Here is a 14021-nt window from a genome sequence, read left to right as displayed (position 1 = left end):
AACGAAGTCGGAAGGAGTTGTTTAACCGTTCACGGCTATGTGACCTCCTTGGGGGGTCCATGGCAAAGTGAGTATGATGAGCGACAGCCCCGAGAAGCGCAGCGAATGGCGCGCCATTTTTTATGTCCAAGCCCGCGTCGCCATCCTGTTCGTGCCGGTGGTCGCCAGCCTGCTGATCATCGCCGCCCTTGCCGGCAACGACCGTAAATCCGTTCCCGATGTCGACCGGACGGTTACCGGATCGGTGCGCTAGCCGCCGCTCAGTAGAAGCGCGGGATCGGACCGTTCTGCGGGGTGGTGCGGTCGCCGAGGTCGAGAAAGACCTCGTCGACATAGCACCAGCCCCAGCCTTCCGGCGGGTCGTAGCCCTCGATGACGGGATGGCTGGTGGCGTGGAAGTGCTTGGTGGCGTGGCGGTTGGGCGAGTCGTCGCAGCAGCCGACATGGCCGCAGGTGCGGCAGAGCCGCAGATGCACCCACCACGACCCGCTCTTCAGGCATTCCTCGCAGCCGAGCGCGCTCGGCGTCACGTCCCTTACATCAGCCGCGTGTCTGCACTCGTCCGCCATCGCACTCTCCCGACCTATCTCTCACTTGAAGCATGATCTTGTTCCGAAAACCGGGTCCCGTTTTTCGGGATCGTGTTTTGAGGCGCGACCGGCTGAGCGCCGTCCCGCGCAAGAAATGCATGCAATGCCGCCACCACCTGGGCGCCTTCGCCGACGGCGGCCGCGACGCGTTTGACCGAGCCGGAACGTACGTCGCCGATGGCGAACACGCCGCTGCGGTTCGTCTCCATCATGCCATGCGCCGATGCCATGTCCGATCCGGTGCGGATGAACCCCCTGGCGTCCAGCGCCACGTCGGATCGGGCGAGCCAGTCGGTGTTCGGATCGGCGCCGATGAACAGGAAGAGATGGCGGATCGGCCGCGTCGTCACCGCGCCGCTCGAGCGGTCGCGCCAGCGGACGGTGGCAAGATTGCCTGCCTCGCCGTCCAGCGCCTCGACCTCGGTGCCGGTCAGCACCTCGATGTTGGGCTGCGCCCGGATGCGCTCGACCAGATAGCGCGACATCGAGGCCTCGAGGCTGCCGCCACGCGCCAAGAGCGCCACTCTCCCGACATGGCTGGCGAGGTAAACCGCCGCCTGGCCGGCCGAATTGCCGGCGCCGACGAGCGCCACTTCCTGGCCGCCGCAAAGCCGGGCCTCGATGGGCGAGGCCCAATAATGCACTGACGTGCCCTCGAATTCGGCGAGGTTGGCGACATCGAGGCGGCGATAGCGCGCGCCGCTGGCGATCACCACCGAGCGCGCGCGCACCGTCTCGCCGTCGCCGACCGCAAGCTGGTAGCGGGCGCCGTCGCCGGCGGCGCTCAGCAGCTTCACCTCGTCGGGGATGACCATTTCGACGCCGAACTTCTGCGCCTGATTGTAGGCGCGCGCCATCAGCGCCATGCCGGTAATGCCGGTGGGAAAACCGAGATAGTTCTCGATGCGCGCGGAAGCGCCGGCCTGGCCGCCGAAGGCACGGCAGTCGAGCACGATGGTCGACAGACCCTCGGAGGCGGCGTAGACCGCCGCCGCGAGCCCCGCCGGCCCGGCGCCGACAATGGCGACGTCGTAGACCTTGCCGGCGTCGACCGGCTGCAGCAGGCCGATGCAACGGGCAAGGTCGCTCTCGCCGGGATTGTGCAGCAGCTTGCCGCTTGGGCAGAGCACGATCGGCAGATGGTGCGGGTCGACATGGAAACGCTCGATCAGCGTTTTGGCGCAGGGGTCGCTGTCGGAATCGAGCGCGCGGTGGGGTTGGCCGCTGCGAGCGAGAAAGCCCTGAAGCCGCAAGACGTCGCCATTGCCCGGAGGACCGATGACGATCGGCCCGCTGATGCCGCTTTCGAGCAGGCCGACGCGGCGCAGGATCAGCGCCCGCATGACGCGCTCGCCGAGATTGGCCTCCTGCACCATCAGGTCGCGCAGACGCTGCGAGGGGATGACGACGGCCTCGACCGGCCCGGCCGCCCGCGCATTGACCAGCGACGGCCGGCTGGACAGCTGTGCCAGCTCGCCGACGAAATTGCCGGGGCCATAGGTGATGATCGGTTCACGCGAGCCGATCGAGGCCTGCGTGATGTCGACCTTGCCCGACAGGATGAGGATCAGTCCGGGCGAGACCTCGCCGGCGGTGACGATAGGCTCGCCGGCGGCATAGGTCTGCGCCTCGCCGAACCGGCGCATGCGCTCGACATCCGCATCGCCGAGGATGGGAAACATCTGATCGCGGCGCGCGGCAATGGTCGGACTGACGGAAGAGGCCATGGCGCGAGCGTAGCGAAGTGGCCGGCCGGTTTGAAGCGGTTTGTTGGGAGGCTGGCCAGGAGGGCAGGTGCCCGGCGAAGCGACCGTGTCGTGCGGAATGCCGGAGTTCCGTCAGAGTGGAAGGTTCCGGCAGCGGGCGCAGACATCCCGCCGGCAGTGCGCCCGCCCCGGATACAATCGAGAAACAAGATTCAACACTTCGGAAAAATTCGAGAAAGGAGCCTTTGGCACACTGCGAATGCCCTCGCACAGTGTTGGAGGCTAATGTGCAAGAAGCCGCGAAACTGCTCACAGCACTTGGTGACTGCATCGACGCCATCGAGGCCTATCTGGCTGCCGCCCAGCGATCGACGCTGGACAGTCTGCTGGCTGTCCTTCCCGCCAAATCGCCGGCGGGGAGCGCCACCATGGTCATGACGATTTTGGTGTATCGCGAGCTGGATGCCCGAAGCAGCCCGCATTGAGACTGTCGCGTCGGTAGCAGCGGGCGTCATTTCGTCCGCGATGAAGAAAAGTCGCTTTGGCGGCGCCGTGGAGACCTGAGACCGTTGATTTGCCGCTGAAGCTATCCCGTTGGCAGTCGGGATAAAATGGTGCCCAGAAGAGGACTCGAACCTCCACTCCTTGCGGAACACGGACCTGAACCGTGCGCGTCTACCAATTCCGCCATCTGGGCTGGTGCGGGCTCAATAAGCGGGCAAGCGGTTGCTGTCAACGCGCTTTTTTGAGGGCCGCCGCTCCCCCGCTCAGTTTCGGACGTTGGCGCCGCCCCTCACCTGCCTGCCGGCATCCTCTCCCCGTATAGTGACAGGGAGAGGAGCGCTCTCAGCCTTCCAGCACTTCCTTCGACGCCACTGTCGAATCGGCGTTGAGCTGGTAGATGACCGGCACGCCGGTGCCGAGTTCCAGCTTGACGATCTCCTCGCCCGACTTGCCGTCCAGCGCCATGATCAGCGCGCGCAGCGAATTGCCATGGGCGGCGACCAGCACGGTGCCGCCGCGCAGCACGTGCGGCTGCAAATCGTGCAGGTAATAGGGCCAGACGCGGGCGCCGGTGTCCTTCAGGCTTTCGCCGCCGGGCGGCGGCACGTCGTAGGAACGGCGCCAGACATGCACCTGCTCCTCGCCCCATTTCTGGCGCGCGTCGTCCTTGTTGAGGCCGGAGAGGTCGCCATAGTCGCGCTCGTTGAGCGCCTGGTCGCGGATGGTCTTCAGATCGCTCTGGCCGACCGCGTCGAGAATGTGCTGGCAGGTTTTCTGCGCCCTGGTCAGCGCCGAGGTGAAGGCGATGTCGAACTTCAGGCCGCGCGCCTTCAGCTTCTGGCCGGCGGCCTTGGCCTCGGCATGGCCCTGCTCGGTCAGGTCGACGTCACGCCAGCCGGTGAACAGGTTCTTCAAATTCCATTCGCTCTGGCCGTGGCGCACGAGCACGAGGGTTCTCGACATATTTGCTCCCTTCAGATCCGTGGTGAGGCGTCTCAGCTCAGGCCGAGCACGTCCCGCATTGAATAGAGGCCCGGCTTCTTGCCGCGCGCCCAAAGTGCGGCCTTGACCGCGCCGCGGGCGAAAATGGCGCGGTCCTCGGCATGGTGCGACAGCGTGATTCGCTCGCCGGTGCCGGCCAGGATCACGCTGTGGTCGCCGACCACCGAGCCGCCGCGCAGCGTGGCAAAGCCGATCGTGCCGGTCTTTCGCACACCCGTATGGCCGTCGCGTGAACGCACGTCATTGCCGGCAAGCGCGATGCCTCGCCCGGCGGCGGCGGCCTCGCCCAGCAGGAGCGCCGTGCCCGAGGGCGCGTCGACCTTGTGCCTGTGGTGCATTTCGAGGATCTCGATGTCGAAATCGTCGGCGTCGAGCGCGCGCGCGGCCTGTTCGACCAGCACCGCCAAAAGGTTGACGCCGAGGCTCATATTGCCCGACTTGACGATGGTGGCGTGGCGGGCAGCGGCGGCGATCCTGGCGTTGTCGTCGGCCGAGCAGCCGGTGGTGCCGATGACATGGACGATGCGCGCCTGCGCGGCGTAGCCGGCGAATTCGACCGATGAGGCCGGGGTGGTGAAATCGAGGACACCGTCGGCCCTGGCGAAGACCGGCAGCGGATCGCTACCGATCGCCACGTCGATACGGCCGACCCCCGCCAGTTCGCCGGCATCCTTGCCCAGATGCGGCGAGTCCGCGCGCTCGACCGCGCCGATGACGCGGGCGCCGGGAATGGCGTGGATGGCGCGGATCAGCGTCTGGCCCATGCGGCCGGCCGCGCCGACCACCACAAGGCCCATATCGCCGGCCGGCCCGCCCGATGTTGCCTCGCTCATGTCTTGCTCCCGGCGATGGTCTGGGTCTCCAGATCCTGAACCGCAGTCTCGACCGGCGCGCTGTCGTCGACAAGCCCCAGGCCCTTGACGCCCTGTATGCGGTGGAACCGGGCATAGACGCTGTGCGGGTCGGCCATCAGCGAAGCGTGGGTGCCTTCCTCGACCAGATGGCCCTGTTCCAGGACGATGATGTGATCGGCATTGACCACTGTCGACAGGCGGTGCGCGATGACGATGGTGGTGCGCCCTTCCATGACCTTGGTGAGCGCCTGCTGGACGCGGGCTTCGGCCTCGTTGTCGAGCGCCGATGTCGCCTCGTCGAGCAGAAGGATCGGCGCCTGACGCACGATGGCGCGGGCGATCGACACACGCTGGCGCTGGCCGCCCGACAGGGTCGCGCCGTTTTCGCCGACCGGCGTGTCGTAGCCTTGCGGCTGCTGGCGGATGAACTCGTCGGCCGCGGCCAGTCGCGCCGCCTCCTCGATCTCGGCATCGGTGGCCGAGGGGCGGCCATAGCGGATGTTGTCGCGGATGGTGCCCTCAAACAGATAGGGCGCCTGCGAGACATAGGCGATGGAGCTTCGCAAGGACTGCTTGGTGACCTTGGAAATGTCCTGGCCGTCGATCTCGATCGTGCCGTCCTCGACGTCGTAGAAGCGCTGCAGCAGCGCCACCAGCGTCGTCTTGCCTGCGCCGGACGCGCCGATGACGGCGGTCATCTTGCCGGCGGCGGCGACAAAGCTCAGACCCTGGAGAACCGGCGCCTCCTCGACATAGCGGAAGGACACCTTGTTGAAGCGCACTTCGCCCGTGGTGAAATGGGCCTGCGCGGCATCCGGGGCGTCGCCCTGCTTCGGCTCGAGGTCGAGCAGTTCGTAGATCATGCGTGCATTGACCAGGGCGCGCTCCATGCCGACCTGCATGCGCGCCAGGCGCCGTGCCGGATCATAGGCCAGGATCAGCGCGGTGATGAAGGAAAACACCGCGCCCGGCGGCTGTCCGAGGACGAGCGCCCGGTAGCCGGAATAGGCGATGACGGAGGTGACGGCGAGGCCGGCCAGCATGTCGGAAATCGGCGACAGCCGTTCGGAAACGCGGGCAATCTTGTTCGAGCGCTGTTCGGCGTCGTTGGCGAGCTTGCTGATGCGGCCCGACAGCTCGTCCTCCATCGTGAAGGCCTTAACGATGGCGATGCCTTGCGTGGCTTCCTGCACCGCCCCGATCAGCCGCGAATTGATCAGCACGGATTCCCGCGTGATGCGCCGCACGCGGCGCTGCAGATAGACCACCGCCCAGATCAGCGGCGGCCCGATCAGCAACGAACTGAGCGACAGCACCGGATCCTGGTAGACCATGACGCCGAGAAGGCCGACCAGAGTCACCGCGTCGCGGGCGATCGACGTCAGCGTCAGGGACAGGAGGTCGCGGATGCCGCCGACATTCTCGTTGACCTGAGCCGCCAGCCGGCCCGAGCGCGTGTCGTTGAAGAAGCCGACGCCGAGTTTCATCAGATGGTCGAAGATGCGCTTCTGGTAGCGGGCAACCAGATTGTTGCCGATCCTGGCCAGCGTCACCGCCTGGCCGTAGCCGGCGAAGCCGCGCAGCACGAAGGCGGCCATGAAGCCGGCGCAGATCCACACGATGGCGTCGCCGCGCCGCTCGTAGAAGATCTGGTTGACCATCGGCGCCATGATCCAGGCGGTAAAGGCGGTCGTTCCCGAAACGATCAGCGAGCAGACCACGGCGGTGACATAGGACCAGCGGTAGTCATGGCTGTTCTCCGCGAGAATGCGGCGCAGCACCGCGGTGACCTCGCCGGGACTGGCTTTCAGCTTGTTTGGGTTTTGAAGTGTCAAATCAGAGGGCTTTGTCGGTTTCCGCTTCCCGCGGCCGGGCAATTCGGCACCCCTATTAGCGCCAAGCAGCCGGCTTGCCTATGCCTTGGGATGACTAACTTCGTCGCGCCAGCGCCGGCCCGAGGTCTGGACGCCGAACAGAGAGGGGTTTCTGGCATAGGCGGCAAGGCCGAGAAGAGCGGCCAGCGGATGGGTTATGACATAGACGGGCATGGTGCGCATCAGCGCGCTGTGCGGCGCCTTGTCCTCGAAGGCGGCGCGGAAATTGCCCTTTTTCAGCGCCGGCACGATTTTTTGCGCGATGCCGCCGGTGAGGAAGACGCCGCCACGGCTCATGAACACCAGCGCGAGGTCGCCCGCGGTGCGGCCGAGGCAGGTGACGAAGGTCTCCAGCGCCTCCTCGGCCACCGCGTCCGACTGGGACAGCGCCGCACCGGTGACTTCGGCCGGCGTGGTGAACGGCGCCGGCTTGCCGTCGGCCCTGGCCACGGCGCGGTAGACGTTGACGAGACCGCGCCCGCACAGGATCTGCTCGCCCGAAATGCGGCCCTCGAGCTTCTCGATATGCGGGAAAACCTCGAAATCGCGTGGCGTGCGCGGCCCGATATCCATATGGCCGCCTTCGCCGGGCACCGGGATCCAGTGGTGCAAGGCATGGACCAGCCCGGCGACGCCGAGGCCGGTGCCGGGACCCAGCACCACGCGTCCGGCATTGGGCTCCGGCGTGCCGCCGCCGATCTTTTCCATATGCTCCTCGCCAAGCGCCACGACGGCCAGCGCCTGCGCCTCGAAATCGTTGAGCACGACGATGTCGCTCAGGCCCAGATTGGTGAACATCTGCCTCGGCTTGACGACCCAGGGGCAGTTGGTGAGTTCGATCTCGTCGCCGTCGACCGGGCCGGCCACCGCCAGCACCGCCGAATTGGGACGAACCGACGAGCGGTCGAGCACCGCCGCCTGGATCGCCTCGTCGATGGTGTTGTAATTGGCGGTCTGCACGATGACAGGCTCGCCGGCCTCGGAATTGGCGTCGAGCACGATCGAGAAGCGCGCATTGGTGCCGCCAATGTCGCCGATCAGGATCGGAAACCGCAACGAGGTGTCGGTATCGCTTAGGCCTGGCATGCTCTCGTCCGTCTCCGGCGCCCCCTGACGGCGTCCGCCGTTCCTGCGTTGACTAGCGCATGAGTTTGAAAAGGGAAACGGTTTTCGAGCCCGGCGGCGCACACGAGCGGGTTCTGCGGCCAAACGGCCACTCTCTTATAGAGAGGGAATACAGGTTTCCCCTGCCTTGTCTCTCAAATTCATGGTATCTGCACCGGGTAAAATTGACCGTTCTTCTTTAGACGGTAAATGAATGGAGCAGGCGTCGATTCTGCCAATTCCATCATCTTTTTGTGGCGCTGCATAAAGCTTGCCAGTGTTTGCCATCGATCAATGCAGGGCAGATAAAGCAGCGCAAACCGTGCTGCCTAACTGCCTGCGCCTCGACCTCAATTTCGTGCCATTTCCTGTCTTGCGAAAGCACAACCCACTGCGCCGCGCCTACTGGCTCCATCCATTCGTCGTCTGGCATGTCATGGGCAAAACCCATCTCCTGATGCCAGCGAATAATCATTGGTGGCTTCATCGTTGCGAGAGCACCCGGTAGTCGGGTGCCAAACGTTCGATCAAAGAAGAAGGTTAGTTTGCCCACGTATTAGGGCGCTTTAGATCAATAGGAATGCCCTCGAACTTAAGGGCCGATGACACAAGGTGGGGCTCAATATCATAGTCGGTCGCTATGTCTTTTAGCCCCTCGCCACTAACCCAGCGCTCGCGGATAGTCCAGGTCGGCACGCCGCCAACTTGAGGCTCGCCAAAGCAAATTCGCGGGTCGATGATGATCGGCGAATCGTCACCGTCCAGCTTCCACCGCACGACAATTCCATCGTCCTCATCCGAGTACTCAAACTGACGAAGCAGCTTTGCGAGGACTTCTTTCCAGGCAAATTGACCGTTTTCGCTAACCACAATTAGTTTGTTCCGGACTTCAGGCGCCAATACTTCGGAATCCATCATCAATTCCCTGCCATCAGTTTTGAACCGATACTCGGCAAACGGGAATTGAGACCCAAATTCTTCCGCCAGGTAGAGGCGCGTTTTGCGGATTGTCTTCAGCGTAACGCCCTGCTTTCGCATAGCCGCGACTACACCAAGCTCCACCAATTGCAAATAAGACAGGGCCTTGCCTGCTTCACGGTCACTTATGACCGCTCGCTGCCAGTTATTGACTGTTTGCGTTGTCGTGCCAGCGTAACGCGCCGCGTCGGCCACTCTATAGGCCGGCACGCTCAACCGCTCTCGCCACTGACGCGTCGCAACTGTCATGCACCACATTATAAGGGATAAATTCCTTTCCGTCAACAATTGAGGCTAGAATTAACTTTAAAATCAATGGTTTAGTAACTCGTTGTTCGGATTCATTTTTTGCGCCGCTGGTGGTGCTGGAGAAGCACGTCAATTGCACTGGCTTGCGGTAGTACTCATGCCTAATTCAGCTCGCGCGGCAAGGTCGGTGACTTTGGCCAATAGTCCCCGGCGGTCAGTTCCCTGGCGGCCGTGGCCGCGGCACCGGCGCACCGATCCTCGGGGTGGCGGCGAACGCATTTGCCGCGTTGGACAGGTCGGAGACGTCGCTGGCCGCGGGGGCGGGCTGCGACGGCTGTTCCGGTTCGGGCGCCGCCACCGCGACCGGCACGGCGCCGCCATGATAGGTCGCCGCCTCGGCCGAGGCCGGTCCCGGCGCGTCGAGCACGGCGCGGCATTCCCTGGGCAGGTTCGCCATCGTCATCACGTCCCGCGCCTTCGGCGCATCGGGGTTCTTGTTGGGCCGCCACGGCTCCTCGGTGAACCACCAGGCCAGCGGCTTGCCGCAGCCATCGTCATCAGGCGTCGCCTCCTGTGCCTTGCAGGTGGGCGAGCCCGGCTGGCAGCCGATGCGCATGTGGAAATGGTAGTCGTGGCCCCAGAACGGCCTGATCTTGCGCAGCCAGGTGCGGTCGCCCTTGACGGTGTCGCAGAGCTTTTTCTTGATGCCGGGATTGACCAGGATGCGCTCGACCTGCGGATAGCTCGCCGCGCGCTTGAGCAGTGCCGTATGCTGCGGCGTCCACAGCGCGTCCTTCACCAGATGCGTCTTCTCGTCGACCATCAGGGTCGCGCTCATATTCTCGCGCTGCGCCCTGGTCATGGTGCGGGCTGGCATCGGCGTCAGCCAGATGTCGGCGTCGAGGCCGATCTGGTGCGAGGCATGGCCGGTCAGCATCGGGCCGCCGCGCGGCTGCGCGATGTCGCCGATCAACAGGCCCGGCCAGCCGTCGGCGACCGCGTCGCGCGACAATTTCTCGATCGTGGCGATCATCGCCGGATGGCCCCAGCGGCGGTTGCGCGACGGCCGCATGACCTGCCAGGTCGGACCGTCCATGGGAATGGCAACGCCGCCGGCGAAACAGCCCTTGGAATAGAAGCCGAAGGATTGCGGCGCGGTGGCGGTCGGCAGTTTTTCGGCGCCGAACAGGTCCTTTGCCCGTTCCTCGGCCGCGGCCGGCTGCACGGCGAGGCACGCCAGGGCAAGTGCCGCCGCCAACACCGCATTTCTCGCGCCAAGCGCCCGCGTCGATGATTTCATGAACCGCACCCCCGCGCCTCGAACCGCAGAATCATAGCACGTGAAGCCCCACGCTTCGATCGTGCTAGCCCTTCGCACCTCGCATCGGGCTGCGCGGCGCGCCGTCTCGCCAGTCGCCGCTTGCCCACATATGGTCGAAGGCGGCACGGTAATCGGGAAAGCGAAACCGATAGCCCGCCGCCTTGATGGCCGCGTTGGCGACCCGTTTGTTCTCGCCATAGAAGGACCGCGCCATGGGCGAAAGTTGGGCGCCTTCGAAAGGAATTTCCGGCGGCGGCTCCAGGCCCATCAGCGAAGCGGCATAGGTGACGACATCCTGCGGCGGCGCCGGCTCGTCATCGGTGACGTTGAAGATGCCGCCGGTGTTGCCGGCGATAAGCTGCCAGAGCGCGCCGGCGATATCGTCGCAATGGATGCGGTTGAACACCTGGTCGGGCTTGACCAGCCGCCTTGCGGTACCGTTCTCCAGATTGACCAGCGCATTGCGCCCAGGACCATAAATGCCGGACAGCCGCAGGACCGCAACCGGGCGGCCGATGTCCTGGCCCAGTTTCAGCCAGGCCCGTTCGGCCTCGACCCGCATCACTGAGCGCTTCGACACCGGCCGGCATGCGGCCGTCTCGTCGACCCAGGCGCCGCCGTGATCGCCATAGACACCGACGGTCGAGAGATAGCCGATCCATTCGAGCGCCGGCATCCGGGCGATCGCTTCGCGTGCGGCATTCAGCACGGGGTCGCCGGCGTCTTCCGGGGCGACCGAAATCACCAGATGCGTGGTCTCCTCCAGCGCATCGCCGATTTCGCCGGTCAGCGCGCCATCGAAGAGCAGCGGGGCGATGCCGACCTGGCGCAGCGCCGCGAATTTTTCCTCGGAACGCGTCGTGCCGAAAATCGTCGCGGCCTGGGTATTGGCCCGGGCAAAGGCCTTGCCCGAATAGCCGGCGCCGAAGATGAAGACCTGCTTTTGGCTCATGCATGCGTCCTGTCTGGCCGCGCCAGGCGCCATTCCTCGCGCACCGCGGCATTGTTTTCGGTTTCAAGGCCATTCGCGGCCCGTTCGCGATATTCGGTTTCCGGCACCAGCCGCGCCAGCGCCCATATTGCCGCGCCCCGCACGAGCGGCGAGTCGTCGCCGAGCAAGGCGCGCACGGCGGCGGCCAGCGCGGCGTCGCCGGAATTGCCGGCGGCGATCAGCACGTTCCGGACAAAGCGGTCGCGGCCGATGCGCTTGATCGGCGAGCCTGAGAAGAAAAGGCGGAAGGCGGCATCGTCCAGTTCGAGCAGATCGGCCAGCGGCGGCTCGCGCAGATCGTGCCGCGCGGCGAGCTTGGCTTCGGAGGCGGCGCTGGCGAACTTGTTCCACGGGCAGGCGGCGAGGCAGTCGTCGCAGCCATAGATGCGATTGCCGATCGCCTCGCGGAATTCCTGCGGGATCGGCCCCTTGTTCTCGATGGTGAGGTAGGAGATGCAGCGCCGCGCATCGAGCCGGTAGGGCGCCGGAAAGGCGTCGGTCGGGCAAGCGTCGAGGCAGGCGCGGCAGGAGCCGCAATGGTCGATCTCGGCCCTGTCCGGCTCCAGTTGCGCGGTGGTGAAGATGGTGCCGAGGAACAGCCAGGAGCCGTGTTCGCGGCTGACCAGGTTGGTGTGCTTGCCCTGCCAGCCCAGCCCCGCGGCCTCGGCCAACGGCTTTTCCATGACCGGCGCTGTGTCGACGAAGACCTTCACGTCGCCACCGGCGCGCGAGACGATCTTGCCGGCGATCTCCTTCAGCCGGCCCTTCATCACCTCGTGATAGTCGCGGTTTTTGGCGTAGACCGAGATCGCGCCGCGATCGTGTCTGGCCAGAATGTCGCGCGGATCATGGTCCGGCCCGTAATTCATGGCCAGCACGATGATCGAGCGCACGTCGGGCCACAGGGCCGACGGCTCGCTGCGGCGCTGAAGCGTCTCGGCGATCCAGTCCATCGAGCCGTGAAAGCCGTCGGCGACGAATTCCGCCAACCTGGCGGGCGCCAGCGGAATGGCATCGGGAGCGGTGACGGCGACGGCGTCGAAACCGGCGCGCCGTGCCTCCGCGTCGATCAGCGCACGCAGTCTTGCCGCGTCAGAAGTCGAGGTCCGCATAGTGCGACACCGGCGACAGGCCGCGCACGCGGTCGGTCAAGAGCGGCCGGAAGGAGGGCCGCGACTTCACCCGCGTGTACCATTCGCGCGCGGCAGGGTGTTCGCGCCAGTCGATCTCGCCGAGATAGTCGAGCACCGACAGCGTCGCGGCGGCCGCCAGATCGGCATAGGTGACCCTGCCGCCGGCCAGCCAGTGACGGGTACCGGCCAGCCAGTTGGTGTATTTCATATGCTGGCGGATGTTGGCGCGCGCGGCGCGGATGGCACCCGAATCGGGCGAGCCGCCACCGGCCGTTTCCGGCATGATCGGCTTCAGCACGCGCTCGCGCACCAGGTGGCGGGTAACCTCGCTCTCTGCCTTGTTGAGATACCAGTCGATCAGCCGGCGGATTTCGGCGCGCTGCATCGGGTCCTCGGCAAACAGCCGCTTGTCGCGCTTCAGCACGCCGCGCGTCTCGTCGAGATATTCCGAAATCACCGTCGCGCCGACGATCGGGACGTCGCCCTCGGCCAGCAGGATCGGCAGCGTGCCGGCAGGGTTCAGCGCCAGGAACTCCTTGCGCCGCGTCCACGGCTTTTCCTCGATCAGCGCCAGTTCCTCGCCATACTCGCCGAAAGCGAGACGGACGAAGCGGCAGGTGGCGAACATGGGATGGTGGAAGAGCGTCAGCATGGTTCCGCGATGATAAAGCGTACTGGTGTGGTGGATTCCGGCTTGCCGCACTGGCGAATCGCCGGACGCACCGGTAAGTCTTGGCCGCCCGGTCAGCGGGCCGTCAGGGGTGTTGCGACCTATAGGGGCACTTCAACGCCATGACAAGCAAGCCATTTTGGCAAGCCGTTCCTTTAGCCGTCATGCAAATGCCGAGGTAGATATGGAAAGCCAGACCATCGTCGAAGCCCTGCTGCTCGGCCTTCTCGAGGGATTGACCGAATTCATACCCGTGTCCTCGACCGGCCATATCCTGCTCGCAGGCCACTTCCTCGGCTTCCAGTCGACCGGCAAGGCCTTCGAGATCCTGATCCAGCTGGGCGCCATCCTGGCGATCCTGAGCGTCTATTTCCGCCGGCTTTGGCAGATGCTGCTCGAACTGCCGCATGACCGGCTGACGCGGCATTTCGTCCTCGGCATCCTGATCGCCTTCCTGCCGGCGGCCATCATCGGTGCCCTGGCTCACGACTTCATCAAGACGGTGCTGTTCGAATCGCCACGGCTGATCTGCATCATGCTGATCATCGGCGGCGTCATCCTGCTTGCCGTCGACCGCATGAACCTCAAGCCGGTCTATCGCGACGTCGAGCGTTTCCCGACCCGGCTCTACCTGCAGATCGGCCTGTTCCAGTGCCTGTCGCTGATCCCCGGCACCTCGCGCTCGGGCTCGACCATCGTCGGCGCGCTGCTCTTGGGCGTCGACAAGCGAGCGGCGGCGGAATTTTCCTTCTTCCTCGCCATTCCGACCATGGTCGGTGCCTTTGCCTTCGACCTGTTCAAGAACCGCAACGTCCTGACCTCGGCCGACCTGCCGATCATCGCCATCGGCTTCGTCGCCGCCTTCGTCACCGCGCTGTTCGTGGTGCGCTTCCTGCTCGATTACGTCTCGCGCAACGGCTACTCGCTGTTCGGCTGGTGGCGGCTGGTGGTGGGGATCGTCGGGCTGGTTGCGCTGATGATCTGGGGGTGAGGAGCGATCCGCGAAGCGGACAGGAAGCCAATTGCTTGGCTTCCTGAGCGACGA

15 protein-coding genes and 1 tRNA gene are annotated in these 14021 nt (G+C 65.2%); 3 read left to right on the top strand and 13 right to left on the bottom strand.

Annotation, left to right across the window (positions count from 1 at the left end; translation table 11 throughout):
- Positions 1-76: 76 nt before the first annotated feature.
- A complete protein-coding gene (locus tag FJ967_RS19680; RefSeq protein ID WP_135899736.1) occupies positions 77-253 on the top strand; it encodes a hypothetical protein in 177 nt (58 codons plus the stop codon).
- 7 nt (positions 254-260) lie between these two features.
- Here FJ967_RS19680 and FJ967_RS19675 read toward each other — a convergent pair whose 3' ends face one another.
- A complete protein-coding gene (locus FJ967_RS19675) occupies positions 261-569 on the bottom strand; it encodes a UBP-type zinc finger domain-containing protein (protein ID WP_140733490.1) in 309 nt (102 codons plus the stop codon).
- A gap of 14 nt (positions 570-583) precedes the next feature.
- Positions 584-2317, bottom strand: a complete 1734-nt coding sequence (locus FJ967_RS19670; protein ID WP_140733489.1) for an FAD-dependent oxidoreductase — start codon at positions 2315-2317, stop codon at positions 584-586.
- Between the two features lie 266 nt (positions 2318-2583).
- Between FJ967_RS19670 and FJ967_RS19665 the strand changes: the two genes are divergently transcribed.
- The gene (locus tag FJ967_RS19665) at positions 2584-2781 is read left to right on the top strand and encodes a hypothetical protein (protein ID WP_140733488.1); all 198 of its coding nucleotides are present in this window, start codon (positions 2584-2586) and stop codon (positions 2779-2781) included.
- 127 nt (positions 2782-2908) lie between these two features.
- Here FJ967_RS19665 and FJ967_RS19660 read toward each other — a convergent pair.
- The 11 genes from FJ967_RS19660 to FJ967_RS19610 form a co-directional block, all read right to left on the bottom strand.
- Positions 2909-2993, bottom strand: a tRNA-Leu gene (locus FJ967_RS19660).
- 149 nt (positions 2994-3142) lie between these two features.
- Complete coding sequence (locus tag FJ967_RS19655; RefSeq protein WP_027032181.1) at positions 3143-3763, bottom strand: 2,3-bisphosphoglycerate-dependent phosphoglycerate mutase; 621 nt, start codon at positions 3761-3763, stop codon at positions 3143-3145.
- A 32-nt stretch (positions 3764-3795) separates the two neighbouring features.
- Positions 3796-4635, bottom strand: a complete 840-nt coding sequence (dapB, locus tag FJ967_RS19650) for a 4-hydroxy-tetrahydrodipicolinate reductase (RefSeq protein ID WP_140733487.1) — start codon at positions 4633-4635, stop codon at positions 3796-3798.
- The gene (locus FJ967_RS19645) at positions 4632-6491 is read right to left on the bottom strand and encodes an ABC transporter ATP-binding protein (RefSeq protein ID WP_140733486.1); all 1860 of its coding nucleotides are present in this window, start codon (positions 6489-6491) and stop codon (positions 4632-4634) included. The genes dapB and FJ967_RS19645 overlap by 4 nt, the downstream gene beginning before the upstream one ends.
- Before the next feature lie 78 nt (positions 6492-6569).
- Entirely contained in the window at positions 6570-7616 is a 1047-nt protein-coding gene (locus tag FJ967_RS19640; protein ID WP_140733485.1) for a glucokinase, read from the bottom strand.
- Positions 7617-7878: 262 nt separating this feature from the next.
- Positions 7879-8187: a hypothetical protein gene (locus tag FJ967_RS19635; protein WP_181176009.1), complete on the bottom strand. Its 309-nt coding sequence runs from the start codon at positions 8185-8187 to the stop codon at positions 7879-7881.
- Complete coding sequence (locus FJ967_RS19630; RefSeq protein WP_181176007.1) at positions 8175-8861, bottom strand: DUF433 domain-containing protein; 687 nt, start codon at positions 8859-8861, stop codon at positions 8175-8177. Before FJ967_RS19630 ends, FJ967_RS19635 begins: the two co-directional genes overlap by 13 nt.
- Positions 8862-9075: 214 nt before the next feature.
- The gene (mepA, locus tag FJ967_RS19625; RefSeq protein WP_140733482.1) at positions 9076-10161 is read right to left on the bottom strand and encodes a penicillin-insensitive murein endopeptidase; all 1086 of its coding nucleotides are present in this window, start codon (positions 10159-10161) and stop codon (positions 9076-9078) included.
- A 64-nt stretch (positions 10162-10225) separates the two neighbouring features.
- Complete coding sequence (locus FJ967_RS19620; protein WP_140733481.1) at positions 10226-11134, bottom strand: SDR family oxidoreductase; 909 nt, start codon at positions 11132-11134, stop codon at positions 10226-10228.
- Positions 11131-12285 (bottom strand): tRNA epoxyqueuosine(34) reductase QueG, encoded by a 1155-nt coding sequence (queG, locus tag FJ967_RS19615; RefSeq protein ID WP_140733480.1) that lies wholly within the window; start codon positions 12283-12285, stop codon positions 11131-11133. Before queG ends, FJ967_RS19620 begins: the two co-directional genes overlap by 4 nt.
- Complete coding sequence (locus tag FJ967_RS19610; protein WP_115141663.1) at positions 12266-12958, bottom strand: glutathione S-transferase family protein; 693 nt, start codon at positions 12956-12958, stop codon at positions 12266-12268. The genes queG and FJ967_RS19610 overlap by 20 nt, the downstream gene beginning before the upstream one ends.
- A gap of 202 nt (positions 12959-13160) precedes the next feature.
- Between FJ967_RS19610 and FJ967_RS19605 the strand changes: the two genes are divergently transcribed.
- Positions 13161-13967: an undecaprenyl-diphosphate phosphatase gene (locus tag FJ967_RS19605; RefSeq protein ID WP_140733479.1), complete on the top strand. Its 807-nt coding sequence runs from the start codon at positions 13161-13163 to the stop codon at positions 13965-13967.
- The last annotated feature ends 54 nt before the right edge of the window (positions 13968-14021 follow it).

The organism is Mesorhizobium sp. B2-3-4 (assembly GCF_006442315.1).
In the GTDB taxonomy this organism is placed as follows: domain Bacteria; phylum Pseudomonadota; class Alphaproteobacteria; order Rhizobiales; family Rhizobiaceae; genus Mesorhizobium.
The sequence above is the reverse complement of the archived record's forward strand: the minus strand, read 5'-3'. Positions and strand labels throughout refer to the sequence as shown.

What these genes read in the sequence shown, in the direction of transcription:
- mepA (WP_140733482.1), bottom strand. Translation starts at nt 10,161, where the DNA reads ATGAAATCATCGACGCGGGCGCTTGGCGCGAGAAATGCGGTGTTGGCG.
- FJ967_RS19610 (WP_115141663.1), bottom strand. Translation starts at nt 12,958, where the DNA reads ATGCTGACGCTCTTCCACCATCCCATGTTCGCCACCTGCCGCTTCGTC.
- FJ967_RS19680 (WP_135899736.1), top strand. Translation starts at nt 77, where the DNA reads ATGAGCGACAGCCCCGAGAAGCGCAGCGAATGGCGCGCCATTTTTTAT.
- FJ967_RS19670 (WP_140733489.1), bottom strand. Translation starts at nt 2,317, where the DNA reads ATGGCCTCTTCCGTCAGTCCGACCATTGCCGCGCGCCGCGATCAGATG.
- dapB (WP_140733487.1), bottom strand. Translation starts at nt 4,635, where the DNA reads ATGAGCGAGGCAACATCGGGCGGGCCGGCCGGCGATATGGGCCTTGTG.
- FJ967_RS19630 (WP_181176007.1), bottom strand. Translation starts at nt 8,861, where the DNA reads ATGACAGTTGCGACGCGTCAGTGGCGAGAGCGGTTGAGCGTGCCGGCC.
- FJ967_RS19640 (WP_140733485.1), bottom strand. Translation starts at nt 7,616, where the DNA reads ATGCCAGGCCTAAGCGATACCGACACCTCGTTGCGGTTTCCGATCCTG.
- FJ967_RS19620 (WP_140733481.1), bottom strand. Translation starts at nt 11,134, where the DNA reads ATGAGCCAAAAGCAGGTCTTCATCTTCGGCGCCGGCTATTCGGGCAAG.
- FJ967_RS19605 (WP_140733479.1), top strand. Translation starts at nt 13,161, where the DNA reads ATGGAAAGCCAGACCATCGTCGAAGCCCTGCTGCTCGGCCTTCTCGAG.
- FJ967_RS19675 (WP_140733490.1), bottom strand. Translation starts at nt 569, where the DNA reads ATGGCGGACGAGTGCAGACACGCGGCTGATGTAAGGGACGTGACGCCG.
- FJ967_RS19655 (WP_027032181.1), bottom strand. Translation starts at nt 3,763, where the DNA reads ATGTCGAGAACCCTCGTGCTCGTGCGCCACGGCCAGAGCGAATGGAAT.
- queG (WP_140733480.1), bottom strand. Translation starts at nt 12,285, where the DNA reads ATGCGGACCTCGACTTCTGACGCGGCAAGACTGCGTGCGCTGATCGAC.